Consider the following 15,117-nt stretch of genomic DNA (forward strand, 5'->3'; position numbering starts at 1 on the left):
AGTTTAGCAGAGGCGCCGTGATGATTTAGGCGAGCAACCAGGCAACCAGCCCGATCAAAAACGCTGCGGGGCGCAAAAAGCATTAAGGGTTAAAGCGAACCGGGTGCAGATCGGCGCTGTTGCGCCTCCGGTCACTCTCCACCCGGCTCAACGCTAAAACTCCGGCTCTTCACCCGGCAGCGGCTCAGAGAGCGACTGCCCCTCTGCCCCGGCATAAAAAATAATCAGCTCGGTCGCCTGCTCAGCGGTATAGCCGCGATGCGCACTGTTAACCGTCTCATTCAGCGCTTCACCGGCATTAAAATGCTGGCGCCGGCCGCTCTCTTTATCTTCAATAATCAGCTGGCCCGACAGCACGTAAGCCGTGTTGGGCATGGGATGCGTATGCCACGGCAGTTCACTGTGGGGCGGCAGCGACATGCGCATAACGGAAATCTGTGGCTTGCCTGACGGATAGCAGTCGTAAGCCTGACCGTTCCATGCGGTGCCGCTCTCTGACACCAGTTCATGCACGATTTCACTGTTTTTTGAGTTCGTCATCTTTTCTCCTGTTACTTTGCGCGTTACCGGAGTGTAGAACATTGCTGCGCTTACCGACGCGCGCGCTGGATTTTGCTCAGCGTTCAAGCTGCTCCCGGCATTCGCTGAAGAGTCCGATAAGATGATCGGCCACCGCGCGTACGCGACCCGACGTTGCCAGATCGGCGTGCATTACCAGCCACAGCGGCTGATCGGCACTACTGTCGCGCTGCAGGCAATGCAAACCGCTGGCTCTGGCCATAAAGTGCGGCAACACGCCAACGCCCAGTCCGGCCGTCACCGCCGCAACCTGCGCGGTCAGCGTGTTGGCTTCCAGCCGGCAGGGCCTGCCGCGCAGCACGCGCTTGATCCAGCGGGCGGCAGGCAGATGCTGGTGTGATTCAGACCAGCCGATACAGGGCGCTTCATTGAGGGTAAAAGGTGCTGAAGCGTGCAGTAATGACGGCGCCATATACAGACCGAATCCCAGGGTTCCCAGCCGTCTGATGGTCAGGTTGCCCGCCTCAGGGCGAACCAGACGAATCGCCAGATCGGCCTCTCTGCGGTGCAGATTGACTGACTGCACCCCGCTCAGCACCTCCAGCCGAAGCGCCGGATGCGTCTGCAGCAGAGACGGCAGTGAAGGCAGAATAAAATGGGTGGCCAGATTATCCGACGTTGCCAGCCGTACCAGTCCGGCCACCGCTCCCTGCAGTTGCGCTTTTTCTGTCACCGCCCGCCCCGCCTCTTCCAGCGCCTCCGCCCGCTCCAGCAGCGCTTCGCCATCATCCGTTAGCCGGTATCCGCTCTGATGCCGGCTGAACAGCGGCAGTCCCAGCGACTGCTCCAGCCGGTCCAGCTTTCTGGAGACGGTCGCGATGCCGGTTTCCAGCGCACTCGCCGCGCCGCTCAGCGTTCCGGCGCGGGCGATTGCCAGAAAGATCCTGATGTCATCCCAGTAAAATTCACTCTTCATAGTTTCCATTTATGGAAAATAACCTTCCATTCTCCGCACTGTTTTCCCGATTTCGATCAGATGATACTGCGCATCCCCGGGAAGTTAAACCGGTTAAGAATTCCGGAATCTGAACATAAGGAGACTGCACCATGAATGACACTGTTATCGCTACGCACGCTGTGCCAGCGCGTAACTGGATTGCTATTGTCGCGCTCGGCCTCAGCGCTTTTACTATTGTCACCAGCGAGCTGGCACCGGTAGGGATGCTGAACGCCCTGGCAAACGATCTGCACCAGCCTGCTGCCACCACCGGACTGATTGTTACCGCTTATGGCTGGGTCGCTGCGCTGGCTGCACTTTGCTCCGGCATGCTGCCGGCACGCACTCCGCGCAAGGCGATGCTGGTTGGATTAATGGTGATTCTGGCGGGCTCCTGTCTGATGGCGATGCGCGCTTACGCTCTGCCCGCGCTAATGACCGCCCGCATTACCGGTGCGCTGGCCCATGGCGTATTCTGGGCGCTGATTGGCACCGTTGCCGCCCGGCTGGTGCCGGCCAGCAGGCTGGGACTGGCGACATCAGTGATATTTGGCGGCGTCTCAGCCGCCAGCGTACTGGGCGTACCGCTTGCCAGCTTTATGGCTGCTGCTGCCGGCTGGCGCAGCGCGTTCGGTGCCATTGCGCTGCTTGCACTGGCCGCCGCCGTGGTTCTCTGGCGCACGCTTCCGGCTCTGACGCCTCCTGCCCCCTTAAAACTGAATGACTATCTGGCTATTTTTCGCCATCGCACGCTGCTGACGCTGTTTGGCGCAACGGCAGCCGTCATCACCGCGCACTTTGCCGCGTTTACCTATATCGATCCGCTGCTGACGTTAAAGCAGGGTATTGCCCCTGCTGCGGTTTCCGCCCTGCTGCTGATGGCCGGCATCGCCGGCGTAGCGGGCAATATGATTGCCGGGAAGTTGATCGATCGGCATCTCAGGGGCCTGATTCTTTCAGCGCTGCTGCTGAGCGCGCTGGCGCTGGGCGCACTCAGCATCGCCGCATTGCCGCACGGCCTGACCGCGCTGCTGCTGGCTCTCTGGAGCGCCGGGATCGCAGTAATATTCGTCGGGCTGCAGACCTGGCTGCTGCGCAGTGCCGGTACGGCCGCGCAGCCCGCTTCTGCGCTCTATGTCGCGATATTTAATGCCGCCATCGGCAGCGGTGCGCTGGCAGGAGGACATCTGGCTGGGCTTATCGGCCTGCAGAAGATGGTGCTGATGGCAGCAGCAGTGATGCTCGTCAGCAGCCTGTTCATACTGCGGCTGCGCACTCCGCGTTAATCACCCCGGACCGGCGCCGATGACATCTTTTCATCTGTGGCAACCGCTGCCGCAATGTAATCAATAAACGCCCTGACTTTTGCGCTCAGGGCGGAACGCTCACTGACGCAGGCGTAAATGATCATCGGCAGCGACTGAATCGCCTGTTTGTCGTCAGTAAACAGCGGGATTAGCTGGCCGCTGGCGATCAGCGGCCGGGCTATAAAGCTTGCCAGCCGTGCAATTCCGCCACCGCTGACGGCAATTCTGGCAATAATATCGATATCGTCACTGATAAAACGGGGATTCAGCCGGGCGGTAACAACCTCCCCGTCTGCGCTGAAGCTCCAGGGAAGAAACCGGCCATCTGTGGGATAACGAAACACCAGACAGGCGTGCTCGCTCAGCTCGTCAATGCGTTGCGGAGTACCTGCACGGGAGAGATAAGCGGGTGCCGCACAGAAAATAAACGGCAGGGATGCGATTTTTCGCGCCACCAGCCGATCGTTCAGCTGCGCCTCAATGCGCAGGCTGACATCGATATTTTCCAGCCGGTGATCGACATCACGATCGGTAGCGATCAGTTCTATGTCAATTCCGGGGAACATTTCATTAAAAGCCGGCATAAGAGGGGCAACCACGTAGCGGCCAAACGCCGCGGTGGTGGCAATGCGCAGCGGACCCTGCGGTCCGGTTTCCACAGCGGCAGCCTGCGCAGCAAGCGCAATATCATACGGTATATGGCGGACTTTGGCGTAATAACGCTGACCGCTTTCCGTCAGGACCATACTGCGGGTGGTACGTGAAAGCAGACGCACGCCGAGGTGTGTTTCGAGCCGGGCCAGGCTCTGGCTTACGGCTGCAGCACTCATTCCTCTGGAGCGGGCAGCAGCGGCAATAGTGCCGTTTTCCACTACGCGAACAAAATTGTCGATCAACCCCAGCATATCCATCAGCGGCCCGCTCTTTTCGTAAATGTTGCTTAGCAATGATTAAAGCACATCTGTGCTTTTTTTGTCCGGCACAGGCCCGTAAGGTAGCCGCTGTTTCTTAACTTACCGGTCAGGAGAGATCTTATGATTAAAGCAATTGCGTCAGCTGGCGTGCGCTTACGGCTGCCACATCGGGTTACCCCTTATATATTTTCTCTGTACATGGCGACCATTATGGCGTTTCTGATGAGCCTGGTTATTACGCTGGCAGAGTCTGGTCCAGGCCCGCATTATATGACAAATGTGATGAATGCTTATCAGGTGGCGATGCCTGCTGCCTTTGTCTGCATTCTGCTTGTACGTCCGGTGGTTATCCGGCTGGTGGCGCTAACCGTTCACGGCCACTAATCGCCTGCACAGCTGGCCGCGTGCTTAGCGCGGCTTTTTGCGACGCTTTTCGGCATACATCACGCTGTCGCTCTCGCCGATCATTTCCGCGAGCGAGGCATATTTGCCTGCCTCACTGGCGATCATGCCAAACGAGTAATTAATGTTGTAGGGCTTAGCCGCCTGCTGATTCCATACTGACAGCGCCTCGCGCAGCCGGCACAGGTAGGCTTTAGCATCGCTTTGCCGGGCCAGCAATACAGCAAACTCATCGCCGCCGAGACGGCCTGCAATGTCATCCGGTCCGAGCTGCTGATAGAGCAGCGCGGCGAAGATCTTCAGCACGTTGTCGCCTTCTGCATGGCCCCACAGGTCATTGATAGGCTTGAATTTGTCGAGGTCAAAATAGAGGATGGCAAAGTCGCGATCCTGCTGCTGCAGTTGCTGAAACCGCTTTTCTCCCATCGCATAAAACCCGCGCCGGTTGGGAATATCCGTCAGGCTGTCCACCATTGCGATGTGCGTGACCTGAAATTCATCTTCGACAATCGCCGCCACGTCTTTCATTGCGGCAATGTCGTCACCGGTAAAGCTGCGCGGTTCGCTGTTAGCCAGACACAGAGTACCGGCAACGGCACCGTCGGGCAGCCGCACCGGATACCCCACATAAAAACGGATAAACGGCGTGCCGGTCACCAGCGGATTGTCATAAAACCGCGCATCTTCGCGCGCGTCTGTGATGATTAAAGGCTCATCCAGCATAATGGCATGCGCGCACAGAGAGATGTCGCGTTTCATCTCGCGGCCGTTGATCCCCTGACACGCCAGCGCCCACTGACGATCGCGATCGATAAGGTTGATTAGCGCTATCGGTACCTGAAACAGCCGGCGGGAAATGCGGGTCAGTCGTTCAAAGCGCTCATCGTCCTGCGTATCCAGCAGGCCAAGTTTGTGGAGCGACTTCAGCCGCGCAGCTTCATTTTCCGGCATTCCCGGCAATTTCATAGCAACCTCTTCTCTTTTCGCCCTGGACTATTTTAAGGGATAGCACTCTGTCCAGTTATAGTTAGTTTTCACCAGCGTCAGTTCCCCCGGCTACATCACCGAACGTGGCGGCCTGATGCTTAAAGAAAAACGCGCGCGCAGGTTCAGGTAAAAACGCCGCCCCGTAGCGCAGCAGCGTGCTGTGCCAGAAGGGAGCCGGCAACGCTCTGCCGGCATGGCGCATCAGGATTTCATTTTTCCACTGAGAATCGAGCACCTTTGCACAGAACTGCTCGCGCAGCGCCAGCGCAGGATGTGCCGGGATCCCCGCCAGCAAAAGCTGATCGGGTAACGCTACCAGCCGCAGATGCGTAATCACAACTTTTTCCGCTGCAAATTCACGCCAGATAGTCATTAACTGATCCACTTTCGCTGGCAGTGGCTCATCTGCGTGATAGTGCGGCAGAGTCAGGGGTAAGAAAGTAAAATGCAAACCGCAGGCGGGCAACGTATCGGCAAGCCGGTCACCTGCGGTGAGCTGAGTTAACTTCGCAATAAGGCGTGAAATATCTGCGGTCACGGAGGGCCGTATGCCCGTTGCCAGCGCGGGTCGGGTCGGATCGTAGTAGTTTTCCTCTCTGACCTTCCCGATACCTGCATTTTCCGCCCACAACGCCGCAGTATTGTTATTCACAGCGTGATATCTGTTTTGCAAACTTATTGCGTTCATAGCAACCCTTCAGGCATTAATTTAAGCACCGGCTTGTGGTCATATATTTGTCAGAAACAACGGCTAATGACCTGGGCCTGGCGGATTGCTTACTTTGTATACTCAGATGTCACTTTTGCCGCTTTCTATAGCACGCAGAATAAATATATTAAAATCATACAGATAAAATTTTCATGTGTTCCGACAGGAGGTTTATACCGGTCGCTTCAGCGCTTTCCCCCTCAATAACCAAAATGTCTATCTCCTCACAGCCGGCAACTAAAAATCGTGCCACGCCTGGTATCTTTTCTGCTGTCAGTCCGACGATAATCTGCTCACTCCGGGCTATTGCTGCTTTTTTAAATTCGCAATCTTCATACTCAAAACCAGTCAGTCCGGCTTCCGCGCTCATTGCACACCCGCCGATAAAGGCTGATCGAACATGATGTTTTTCAATTGCGCTATTGCCGTATTTCCTGCACAACCGCCGCTTACTTTTTGAACACGCCCGCCCAGCATAATGACTTCTGCATTAGGGTGCTTTAATTGCTATGCCAGTAACAGGCTTACTGACCAGCCGCTTTGGTTGTCGCAGCGTTATTATGGCGGCTATCGCATTAGTTATTGTCAGCACACCTCTGCTGGCTGTGATTAATAACCCGTTGCTTCTGGGCGTTGTGCTGCTGTTTTTTGGCACAGGCCTTGGCGTGACAGACTGCGCCATGAATATTCAGGCGATCCTGGTGGAAAAAGAGGCGCCTGCTCCGCTGATGTCCGGTTTTCACGGCATGTACAGTTTTGGCGGTATTGCTGGTGCAGGTTTGATGACCTTGCTTCTGTCTGCGGATCTTAATGTTGTTACTGCTACCCTCTTCATCGTACTCATTGTGATTGTTTTAGCTTTACTGAGCTATCCGGGTTTGCTGACTTTTGCTAATCCTAAAGAAGGGCCGGCTTTTGCTGTACCTCACGGTGTTGTTCTGACGCTGGGAATGGTCTGTTTATTAGTGTTCCTGACTGAAGGCACTGTTCTTGACTGGAGCGCAATTTATCTTACGCAGGTAAGAGACATGCCTGAATCATTGGGTGGGCTTGGATATACCTGCTTTGCTATTGCCATGACAGCGACCCGGCTCACAGGGGATCGGGTGGTAAAATATCTTGGTCAATTAGCTGTCGTTGTGGGCGGATCGCTGACTGCGGCTATTGGGCTGGCACTGATTACGTTCATACCATCATGGCACCTGTCGCTATTTGGCTATGTTCTAATCGGAGCAGGGTGTGCAAATATTGTCCCGGTGATGTTTTCGGCCGTGGGTCAGCAGAGTGTAATGCCTCAATCCGTAGCTGTTCCGGCAATAACGACGATGGGTTATATGGGCGTATTAAGTGGTCCTGCTATTATCGGTTTTGTCGCTCATTTTAGTTCTCTTGCGCTGGCTTTCTCAGTGATTACAGCTTTAATGCTGTTTGTTAGTGCAATATCATTCACACTTAACCTTAGCCGGAAGAATTCCCCAGGAGCGAACAAATGAAAATTTCACATTTAGCTTTATGGACGGAAATATTGAAGCGCAAAAAATATTCTGGCGAGACTATTTTGGTGGAACCCCTAATGCGTTATATATCAGCAAAAACCGGCCCGGTTTTTCCTCTTATTTTATCAGCTTAAGTGAAGGACCTACTATTGAGCTAATGCACCTGAAGGGTATGGCAGAGGAACAACACGGTGCAGAGCTTACCGGCTGGGCGCATGTTGCTATCGACGTTGGCTCCCGCCACCGGGCTGATGAAATGGTTATTAAAGCATCCGAAGATGGAATTTTAGTGAGTCCGGCTCGCCTCACAGGTGATGGTTATTATGAAGCTATCATCAAGGATCCCGATAGCAATCTTATTGAAATTATGGGTTGAATTTTTGTGAGCAATAACCTGCTTATAACTCAGCTGCATTATTGTTTTGATTGTCAAAACCAGAACGTCCGTTTTTGCCTGCAAAACGGACGTTCTGAATAAACAGGACACGAATATTTTTAAATGAACATCCTGAAATCCTCAGCGCTAATATCTGCCAGCGCGGAAGCTTTCGGATGCGGAGAGGCTGCCAGATACCGGGAAATCAGCTCAAAGCCTGCGGTGTATCCCAGCCACTTTGGCAAATCGCCGGTTCCGTAAAACCAGGCATTGTGATCGTAATCGGTGCGATGCCAGCTGTCATGCAGTTGCCGGGCGAAGGATTGAATAATATCTGAGTTGAGGCTTTCCCAGAGTTCAGGTTTACCGCCTAGAAGCTCGAGAGAAAAGTGCCCGGCAAGTCCTTCAGAAACGATAGCTTCCCCTAACGTTGAGCCGTATCCGGGCCCTGCCCACCTGGCCGCATGGTGCAGTTCATGAGCAAACATTCGCTCAAGCGAGTGTGCTTCATTTTTACAGAATGCCGGGTTTTCAGGGTCGACCGTTAAATAGATAACGCCTGGCTCAGGACAAAAACCCGTGTGCCCTTTTTCAGGGATCACAAACTTTCCGGCTTTAACCACCACATCCAGCGAAGGAACCGGCATCAGCCGCTGAGCTTTTTCATAGGTAGCGGTCAGGCTGGCCTGAAGCCATTCACGGTGAGCGGTCAGTTTTTTCTGGGCATTCAGAATATGCAGGGTTATGTGAGGCATGTCAGCACCATCCAAAAACGAGAGTATATATCCGCCTGCCAGCAAACATACAGCGAATCTCCTGATGCGCCATTGCAGATCGCGCTGTCTGCTTCTGACGCAAAGCCCGCCTTTTATGCAGTGATGCTATATCAGACATTACCAGGTGGCCTTATGTGAAAAACGGAAGTCATATTACCATGCATTATCTGGCCTGGATGTCACAGGAAAAAACCGATATCAGTCAACGGACATATCTGTTGTAACAGGTGAGTTATGGTCCACCGTCACAACCACCGGCACCTTCGGCGGCGTGAGCGCATCTGTGACTGGCACCTGACAAAACAGACTCTGACTCCCCGCCAGACCGGACGGGGAAAACGATCTCTCCGTTCATAACTTACCGAATGGAGGTATATTATGATTTCTGAAAATGCGCTTTTAATTATCGATATGCAGCACAGGCTTTTTCGCGGGCCGGTTTCCCCCTATTCCGCGGCTTCTGTACTCTCGAATATCTGTCTGCTGATTGAAAAAGCCAGGCGGGCTCAGGTACCCATCTTTTTTGCGCGCCATACCGGACCTGATGACTCCCCTTTCTCAGAGCAGGGGCCGTTAACCCGACTTATACCTGAAATGAACGTGCACGCTGAGCGTGATGTCGTGTTTATTAAAAAGCATCCCAGCTGTTTTCAGAATACGGACCTGCAGCATCAGCTCAGCCAGCGAGGTATCAGGGAACTGGTTATCGCCGGGATGAAAACAGAATTTTGTGTGGACACGACCTGCCGTGCAGCGTCGGAACGCGGATTCAGGACAGTGCTGATTTCAGATGCGCATACAACAATGGATAACTGCTGCCTGTCAGCTAAAGAGATCGTCAGCCATCATAATGTCACGCTGGCTGGCCCGTTTGTTACGCTATCCACTGCGGCCGACTGGAACGTTATCGGGAAATGAGTATTAACCGTAGCCGCTCGCAGGGCGGCTGAAGACACTCTCGACGTATAGAACAATCCGATCATCTATCGGCCAGTGTCCGCTATGAGCGAAAAGCGGACGTTAAACCTATGGGGTAAGGATGTTATGCCACATTAGACATAACATTCCTAATGCGCTCCGACTGCAGGCAAGGGAGAAAGTTACGCAACGCTCTCCAGTAACTGCTTTGCCTGAAGGTATTCGTAGCTGGTCAGCTCAATCTTATTATCGCTAAGATCTTGAAAGTATAGGGACATAGATACATCGTGATCGCATACGGTAAACGGGATGCCTTTGGCGTTGAGAGTAGGCATAAGACTGAGAAACGCAGCCGCTTCTACTGCGAAAGCTACTGTATGGCCGGGGTGCTGATTTTTCCTGAGAAACAGGGAAAGTGATGCGCCGTTATTTCTGATAACCAGCGGCCCTCCCTGCTCAAACCAGAAATACAGCGAGTCATCGCGGGAAAAGCTAAGAACCTCTTGGTACCAGCGTTCTGCCAGTTCAATGTTATCGACGTATACGTGTATGTGGTCAATCTTCGTTATCTTCACAGTAACCTCCCTAATTGTTATTACCAAAGAGACTCTCAGTCATTTTTGTTAAACAACCCACCAGACACATGACAATACTCGATTTATCATAAGATTATCATTGATGACGGCTTCCGATATTTAACGTAGAAGTTCGTTTACAACGTCCGCTTCAGGCACAGTGCGGGCATCGGCTTAACGTAACGTCCGCTATGAGCGAAAAGCGGACTTTAACGGCCTCAGATTGCCAGGATTTCAGGCTGGCAACTTGCAGAGTATCTGATTAGAGCTTTCTCAAAAGTCTGGCGGGATTACCTGCATACACGCCTTTTACCAGCACAGGCTTTGTAACCACGCTACCGGCACCAATCACCGCACCACTGCAAATGTCCGTGGTTAAGATAGTTGCCCCGCTCCCCACGGTTACCGCGTTACCTAATACGATATGTATCCAGCTTTCTGCTGAAGCATCAGGAGCGCCATTCTTAAACAAGTCGTTGGCAAAGGTTACGCCATGGCCTATAAAACAATCCTTACCCAGGGTAACGTTCTCACAGATAAAAGTGTGTGACTGTACTCGGGTTCTGTCGCCTATAACGCATCCCTTTTGTATCTCTACAAATGGCCCTACAAAAACATCATCGCCCAGTTCACACTTATAGATGTTTACCGGCGTGATGACTTTCACATTTTCGCCTAGTTTTACGTCACGAATGCCACTTTCAATAACCTTCATATAAACTGTGTCCTTACTTGAGATGGTTCGGCTAAAAGCTTGCACAATTTTTATCGTCACGAGATAACAAGGTTAACCTGCTTTTACTCATTCGCGCACGATGAGGATCGCAATATCCGCTTCTGGCGCGAAGCGGACTTGCGCACAGATCGACGTTAGCTATGAGCGAAAAGCGGGATTTCGCAGCAGTGCAACAATGATGAATATTTGAATCAGGTAATTCATATTGAACGGAAATGGGTTACTTCCTTAAGCGTATTAAATTAACAAAGGCTAAAAATGACAAAGCTCGAAGAATTAAAAAACATTTATCCCGGTGCACTGGCATGGCAATTTGGCGACAGCCCGGAACTTGCTGATGAACTCGTACAACTGGTTTTAAGTGGCAGTAAAACAGCGACATGCTCTTCGATAGCATCTTTTCAGCATGAACATGAACGAGGCGAAGCTCCCTGCGTAGGAAGTTATAATATCATTCTTAACGGAACCGGGGAGCCAATGTGCGTGATCAGAACGCTCAGGATGCAGATTATCCGCTTCAATCAAGTGACGAGTGAACTCGCCAGTAAGGAAGGTGAAGGTGATTTAAGTCTGGAGTACTGGAATGAAGGCCATAAGCGTTATTTTGAGCGTGAAGGCACTTATTCTGAAGAAATGGAGCTTGTCTTTGAGGAATTTGAACTCACAGAGATTTTGTAACTGTCCGCTCCTGACACAAAGCGGACTGACGCAGAGTTAAGGTCCGCGATGAGAGAGGCGGACGTCAAAAAGAGGGCGACCGGAAAGTTCTGCCACATCAGACATAGCATCCTGGCTACGAACCCCGCATAAGCCATCTGGTGTATGCTGCAGCAGTTAAAAAGGATGAAGAAAATGCCTGACATGAACACACCCTGAAGCATTTGATCTACTTCTGGCATAAAGCAAACATCAGCCGCAAAGCGATCAGCGTTAACGTTTTGCTTCGATCAAATGTCGGGTGGAATACGCAACAAATGGCTGACTCAGGCGCATTTTCTGATCCATCGCCTGCAATTCTTTATAGTATTTCTCTACGGAGAAGCCGGGAACCCACCAGACGCATTTTCGCAAAATCCAGACAACGGCACTGATATCAAAAAACGTCATCCGGCAGCGTGCTGTGCTTAATTCAATGACCTTCAGACCCGCCATCTCCGCATCCTCTTTTTCTTTGCCATGATCTCCGTACGTTCTCTCTTTGGGAAGTGGTCCTAAAAAATACTCGATTAATTCAAATGCAGATGCAGGTCCAACATGCTGTGCCAGATAGCTTCCTCCGGGTTCAAGAACCCGATATATTTCTGACCAATCCGGTGCTACCGGATGCCTGGATGTGACCAGGTCAAAAAATTGTTCGCTAAAAGGAAGCTTTTTGGTGATGGAAGTATCAACAATATTTACCCCCGGGGTGAAAGGTGCTGCCGGGCTTTTTTCAGGTTCGGGGGCCACGCTTCTGTTGCGGCCATATATGCAGGAAACTCGGGAACTTCATTTAATACTTCTCCTCCACCGGTATCAATGTCCAGTGCTGACGTTACCCGGCTTAAGCGTTCTCCGATTAACCTCGCGTAACCCCAGGAGGACCTTTCCTCTGTCGCTTTCCCGTCCAGCCAGTCAAACCCCCAGCCCTCTGTATCGGCCTCCATAGCTTCCATTAATAGTTCATCAAAATATTTCACCTGAATTCTCTCCGTAGATATTTGGTTCAGGGCACATTTTAAAGTATTGATTTAGGCAATGCGATCCACTCCTGGAGCTATCATTAGCACTGTGAAAGCACCGCTGGTTTAATCACATTCGATATAATTTAATGTTACCGGGCAGGTTTTGATTTAAGTCGATTAACTCACATAAGTCGTTATATACTCACTGATATAGCGGTAAGTAATTATGCCTGCCCTTTCGACAGATGTTGGAAATTTCATGTTTGTTAAACGTTTGATCCTGTTGAAGACAACGTTCACCAGCGCAATGTTATTGTCTGCTATGCCGGTATATGCCGTAAATGAACAACCTGCGATGGTCGTTAATGCTTCACCAGACGACGCGCCTTCTGCAACCGATAAGAAAGCTAACCTGGGCAGCCTGGGTGCCAGAGAAATACGTGACGCTCCCTGGTCGGTTCAGACGGTGTCTCCCCGTCTGATGAAACGTCAGCAGCTTAAGAGCGTAAGCGATCTCTACCGCTACCTGCCCTCGGTTCAGGGAGAGGGTGCGCGTCCGCAGACGCGCGGCATGCAGGGAAGTGTCGTCCAGAACAGCATGATTGACGGCCTGAATGTCGTGTCAACCACAGACTATGCCGCTGAACAGTTCGACCATATTGAGGTGCTTAATGGCCTCGCCGGGTCACTGTATGGTCCGGCTAATCCGGCAGGATTATTTAATTTTGTCAGTAAGCGCGCCAGTGATACACCGCAGCGAAGCGTTACTCTGGGAGGAGGTAGTGGCCCGGGTCATCAGATAGCCGGTGATTTCAGTGGTCCGGTGGATAGCAACGATCGGCTGCGCTATCGGCTGAATATGCTGGATGACAGGGGCAGTGGCTACGTCAGCGGCAGCAGAAAACGACGTCAGCTTTTCAGCCTGGCCCTGGATGCCAGCCTGAGCGATCGGACCCTGCTGGAAACTAATTTCAGCTATTACCATTTTTATGAAAAGGGATTGCCGGGGAAATTTGCGCTGGGTAACGGCCTGACGTTGCCCGCAGCTCCCAATCCAAAAACGGCTCATCTGGGACAATCCTTTGCGGGAAATGATAACCATACGCTGACCGCCGGCATCCATCTGAAGCATGATTTTGACGGTAACTGGCTTGGTGAAGCTGGTGTGCTGCGTCAGATAGCCGATCGCGAGTCCACTGCTGTCACCAATACGTTTACGAATAAACGTGGCGATTACACGACAACGACTTCATCAGCGACAGCCAGTCGTTTCACTATCAACAGTTATATGGCGAACTTAGAGGGTGAAATCGAAACTGGCCGTATCCATCATCAGATAGCCACCGGCGTGCGGGGGTTTGTCTGGAAAAATTACAATCCGCGTAAGGGTGGAACCTTAACGCTGGGCAGTGCCTCACTGGATAACCCACAGACATTTAGTGAGCCTGACTATCCCGATTTCACCCGGCGTTACCATTCTGCGACAGCCACTCAGCACGCATTTCTGCTGAGCGATACCCGGCTGTTTAATACCGCTACAACATTCCGTCTTGATGTCACTAATCTGACGAATCGTCACTACTGGACCAATATCGTGCCCGGCGGCCTGAACGGTTACAGCGGGGCCGGTTATGCCAGCGCCTCTGTGGGTGAACCGCGCCGGGTAGAGGTTTCCATGCAACTCAGCTTCTGACAGGGATATTTACTGATGAAAAGCCTGCAATGGGCACTACCGCTTCTGGTCGTAAGCGCTCTGGCGTCGGCTCAGACAGTCACTGACGACAGCGGGAATAAGATTGAATTGAGCCAGCCGGTGCTGCACATAGCCGATGCCTGGTTTGCCCACCACTCTCTGCTTATGACGCTGGGCGCCGGCGATCTGATTGTGGCAACCGTAAACCATCCGGCGGACCGGCCGTGGATGTTTAAGGTACAGCCATCGTTAAATCAGGCGCTCCAGGCACACGGTAAAACCTTTAACAGTGAAGCGCTGGTGGCACGCAACGTTGATGCGATTTTTGTACCCGCTAACGATCCCGATGCAGAGTCTTATCGTCTGGCCGGTATTCCCGTACTGGCAATGAATTTTGATGATTTTGACTCGATGAAACGCTCACTCACTACCACGGCTCAGGTGGTCGGCACACCGGCAGCGGCCGCGCGAGCCCGGGCTTATAATCGCTATCTGGATACGCAAATCGCTGCTATTCAGACCAAAACGGCCGCGCTTGCGGAGAGTGAACGCCCGCGCGTGCTGCATATTCAGTCGCTGCATCCGCTGAAGGTAGATGGCCGGAATACCCTGATTGATACCTGGATCAGACTCGCGGGTGGCCGGAACGTCGCCGCCTCCGTGGATGGCAATATGCGCCCTGTTTCACCGGAGGAGGTGATACGCTGGGATCCGGATGTGATTATTATCGGTGCCGGCGCGGGAACCCTGGCTGACTCTGACTACAAAGCGCTGTTCGCCAGCGTAAAAGCCGTGAAGCAGCAGCAGGTGTGGCAGAATCCATCGGGTGTCTTTCCCTGGGATCGCTACGGCACTGAAGTCGCACTGCAAATCCAGTGGGCTGCCAAAAAACTGCATCCGGCGCTGTTTGCAACGCGCGATCTGATTGACGCCACTCAGAAATTTTACCGGACATTTTACGATTACCCGCTGAGCAAACAGGATGCGCAGCGTATTCTGCAGGCACTGCCTCCAGGTTGAGGCAGGCAGGATTTTGCAATATTCGTTG

General features: G+C 52.5%; 18 protein-coding genes and 1 pseudogene. 8 read left to right on the forward strand and 11 right to left on the reverse strand.

From position 1 onward, the window contains the following. Window positions 1-153: 153 nt before the first annotated feature. Window positions 154-540: a cupin domain-containing protein gene (locus HA43_RS01510; protein WP_071668413.1), complete on the reverse strand. Its 387-nt coding sequence runs from the start codon at window positions 538-540 to the stop codon at window positions 154-156. A 76-nt stretch (window positions 541-616) separates the two neighbouring features. Beyond that, entirely contained in the window at window positions 617-1,495 is an 879-nt protein-coding gene (locus HA43_RS01515) for a LysR family transcriptional regulator (protein WP_071668431.1), read from the reverse strand. A 131-nt stretch (window positions 1,496-1,626) separates the two neighbouring features. Between HA43_RS01515 and HA43_RS01520 the strand changes: the two genes are divergently transcribed. Then, a complete protein-coding gene (locus HA43_RS01520; RefSeq protein ID WP_094110776.1) occupies window positions 1,627-2,802 on the forward strand; it encodes an MFS transporter in 1,176 nt (391 codons plus the stop codon). Here the strand turns inward: HA43_RS01520 and HA43_RS01525 are convergent. Beyond that, window positions 2,799-3,734 (reverse strand): LysR family transcriptional regulator, encoded by a 936-nt coding sequence (locus tag HA43_RS01525; protein WP_052246552.1) that lies wholly within the window; start codon window positions 3,732-3,734, stop codon window positions 2,799-2,801. The two genes, HA43_RS01520 and HA43_RS01525, sit on opposite strands and share 4 nt — an antisense overlap. 123 nt (window positions 3,735-3,857) lie before the next feature. On the opposite strand from HA43_RS01525, the gene HA43_RS01530 reads away from it, so the two are divergent. Then, the gene (locus HA43_RS01530; RefSeq protein ID WP_040113687.1) at window positions 3,858-4,121 is read left to right on the forward strand and encodes a DUF2798 domain-containing protein; all 264 of its coding nucleotides are present in this window, start codon (window positions 3,858-3,860) and stop codon (window positions 4,119-4,121) included. A gap of 24 nt (window positions 4,122-4,145) precedes the next feature. Here the strand turns inward: HA43_RS01530 and HA43_RS01535 are convergent, their stop codons facing one another. The 3 genes and pseudogenes from HA43_RS01535 to HA43_RS01545 form a co-directional block, all read right to left on the reverse strand. Beyond that, window positions 4,146-5,105 carry a sensor domain-containing diguanylate cyclase gene (locus tag HA43_RS01535; RefSeq protein ID WP_094110777.1) on the reverse strand — a complete coding sequence of 320 codons (960 nt, stop codon included), beginning with the start codon at window positions 5,103-5,105 and terminating at the stop codon, window positions 4,146-4,148. 27 nt (window positions 5,106-5,132) lie between these two features. Beyond that, window positions 5,133-5,814: pseudogene (locus tag HA43_RS01540) on the reverse strand (hypothetical protein). Window positions 5,815-5,968: 154 nt separating this feature from the next. After that, window positions 5,969-6,277, reverse strand: coding sequence for a DeoR/GlpR family DNA-binding transcription regulator (locus HA43_RS01545; RefSeq protein WP_094110778.1), 309 nt, complete (start codon window positions 6,275-6,277; stop codon window positions 5,969-5,971). Window positions 6,278-6,344: 67 nt separating this feature from the next. On the opposite strand from HA43_RS01545, the gene HA43_RS01550 reads away from it, so the two are divergent. Next, entirely contained in the window at window positions 6,345-7,328 is a 984-nt protein-coding gene (locus HA43_RS01550; RefSeq protein ID WP_094110779.1) for an MFS transporter, read from the forward strand. 19 nt (window positions 7,329-7,347) lie between these two features. Further along, a complete protein-coding gene (locus HA43_RS01555) occupies window positions 7,348-7,707 on the forward strand; it encodes a VOC family protein (RefSeq protein ID WP_342039319.1) in 360 nt (119 codons plus the stop codon). Window positions 7,708-7,826: 119 nt separating this feature from the next. Here the strand turns inward: HA43_RS01555 and HA43_RS01560 are convergent, their stop codons facing one another. Beyond that, window positions 7,827-8,507 carry a DUF2268 domain-containing putative Zn-dependent protease gene (locus tag HA43_RS01560; RefSeq protein ID WP_223811781.1) on the reverse strand — a complete coding sequence of 227 codons (681 nt, stop codon included), beginning with the start codon at window positions 8,505-8,507 and terminating at the stop codon, window positions 7,827-7,829. A gap of 351 nt (window positions 8,508-8,858) precedes the next feature. On the opposite strand from HA43_RS01560, the gene HA43_RS01565 reads away from it, so the two are divergent. Further along, entirely contained in the window at window positions 8,859-9,401 is a 543-nt protein-coding gene (locus HA43_RS01565; protein WP_094110781.1) for a cysteine hydrolase family protein, read from the forward strand. 182 nt (window positions 9,402-9,583) lie between these two features. On the opposite strand, the gene HA43_RS01570 is transcribed toward HA43_RS01565, so the two are convergent. Then, window positions 9,584-9,976, reverse strand: coding sequence for a VOC family protein (locus tag HA43_RS01570; protein WP_094110782.1), 393 nt, complete (start codon window positions 9,974-9,976; stop codon window positions 9,584-9,586). A 262-nt stretch (window positions 9,977-10,238) separates the two neighbouring features. Continuing rightward, window positions 10,239-10,691 carry an acyltransferase gene (locus HA43_RS01575; RefSeq protein WP_094110783.1) on the reverse strand — a complete coding sequence of 151 codons (453 nt, stop codon included), beginning with the start codon at window positions 10,689-10,691 and terminating at the stop codon, window positions 10,239-10,241. Window positions 10,692-10,970: 279 nt separating this feature from the next. On the opposite strand from HA43_RS01575, the gene HA43_RS01580 reads away from it, so the two are divergent. Then, window positions 10,971-11,390, forward strand: a complete 420-nt coding sequence (locus HA43_RS01580) for an ASCH domain-containing protein (RefSeq protein WP_094110784.1) — start codon at window positions 10,971-10,973, stop codon at window positions 11,388-11,390. A gap of 252 nt (window positions 11,391-11,642) precedes the next feature. Here HA43_RS01580 and HA43_RS01585 read toward each other — a convergent pair whose 3' ends face one another. Further along, window positions 11,643-12,161, reverse strand: coding sequence for a class I SAM-dependent methyltransferase (locus HA43_RS01585; protein WP_211279567.1), 519 nt, complete (start codon window positions 12,159-12,161; stop codon window positions 11,643-11,645). Then, window positions 12,110-12,391 (reverse strand): hypothetical protein, encoded by a 282-nt coding sequence (locus HA43_RS19040; protein WP_211279568.1) that lies wholly within the window; start codon window positions 12,389-12,391, stop codon window positions 12,110-12,112. Before HA43_RS19040 ends, HA43_RS01585 begins: the two co-directional genes overlap by 52 nt. A gap of 340 nt (window positions 12,392-12,731) precedes the next feature. Between HA43_RS19040 and HA43_RS01590 the strand changes: the two genes are divergently transcribed. Together HA43_RS01590 and HA43_RS01595 are read left to right on the forward strand one after the other, a co-directional pair. Further along, complete coding sequence (locus HA43_RS01590; protein WP_244555197.1) at window positions 12,732-14,069, forward strand: TonB-dependent siderophore receptor; 1,338 nt, start codon at window positions 12,732-12,734, stop codon at window positions 14,067-14,069. Between the two features lie 15 nt (window positions 14,070-14,084). Next, complete coding sequence (locus HA43_RS01595; protein WP_094110785.1) at window positions 14,085-15,089, forward strand: ABC transporter substrate-binding protein; 1,005 nt, start codon at window positions 14,085-14,087, stop codon at window positions 15,087-15,089. The last annotated feature ends 28 nt before the right edge of the window (window positions 15,090-15,117 follow it).

Source organism: Pantoea eucrina, from assembly GCF_002095385.1.
GTDB classification, from domain to species: domain Bacteria; phylum Pseudomonadota; class Gammaproteobacteria; order Enterobacterales; family Enterobacteriaceae; genus Pantoea; species Pantoea eucrina.

Bases quoted from the DNA above. Each gene is read 5' to 3' on its own strand.
- HA43_RS01575 (WP_094110783.1), bottom strand. From the start codon at position 10,691: ATGAAGGTTATTGAAAGTGGCATTCGTGACGTAAAACTAGGCGAAAAT.
- HA43_RS01580 (WP_094110784.1), top strand. From the start codon at position 10,971: ATGACAAAGCTCGAAGAATTAAAAAACATTTATCCCGGTGCACTGGCA.
- HA43_RS01525 (WP_052246552.1), bottom strand. From the start codon at position 3,734: ATGGATATGCTGGGGTTGATCGACAATTTTGTTCGCGTAGTGGAAAAC.
- HA43_RS01535 (WP_094110777.1), bottom strand. From the start codon at position 5,105: ATGAAATTGCCGGGAATGCCGGAAAATGAAGCTGCGCGGCTGAAGTCG.
- HA43_RS01595 (WP_094110785.1), top strand. From the start codon at position 14,085: ATGAAAAGCCTGCAATGGGCACTACCGCTTCTGGTCGTAAGCGCTCTG.
- HA43_RS01515 (WP_071668431.1), bottom strand. From the start codon at position 1,495: ATGAAGAGTGAATTTTACTGGGATGACATCAGGATCTTTCTGGCAATC.
- HA43_RS01510 (WP_071668413.1), bottom strand. From the start codon at position 540: ATGACGAACTCAAAAAACAGTGAAATCGTGCATGAACTGGTGTCAGAG.
- HA43_RS01590 (WP_244555197.1), top strand. From the start codon at position 12,732: ATGGTCGTTAATGCTTCACCAGACGACGCGCCTTCTGCAACCGATAAG.
- HA43_RS01555 (WP_342039319.1), top strand. From the start codon at position 7,348: ATGGACGGAAATATTGAAGCGCAAAAAATATTCTGGCGAGACTATTTT.
- HA43_RS01550 (WP_094110779.1), top strand. From the start codon at position 6,345: ATGCCAGTAACAGGCTTACTGACCAGCCGCTTTGGTTGTCGCAGCGTT.
- HA43_RS01520 (WP_094110776.1), top strand. From the start codon at position 1,627: ATGAATGACACTGTTATCGCTACGCACGCTGTGCCAGCGCGTAACTGG.
- HA43_RS01530 (WP_040113687.1), top strand. From the start codon at position 3,858: ATGATTAAAGCAATTGCGTCAGCTGGCGTGCGCTTACGGCTGCCACAT.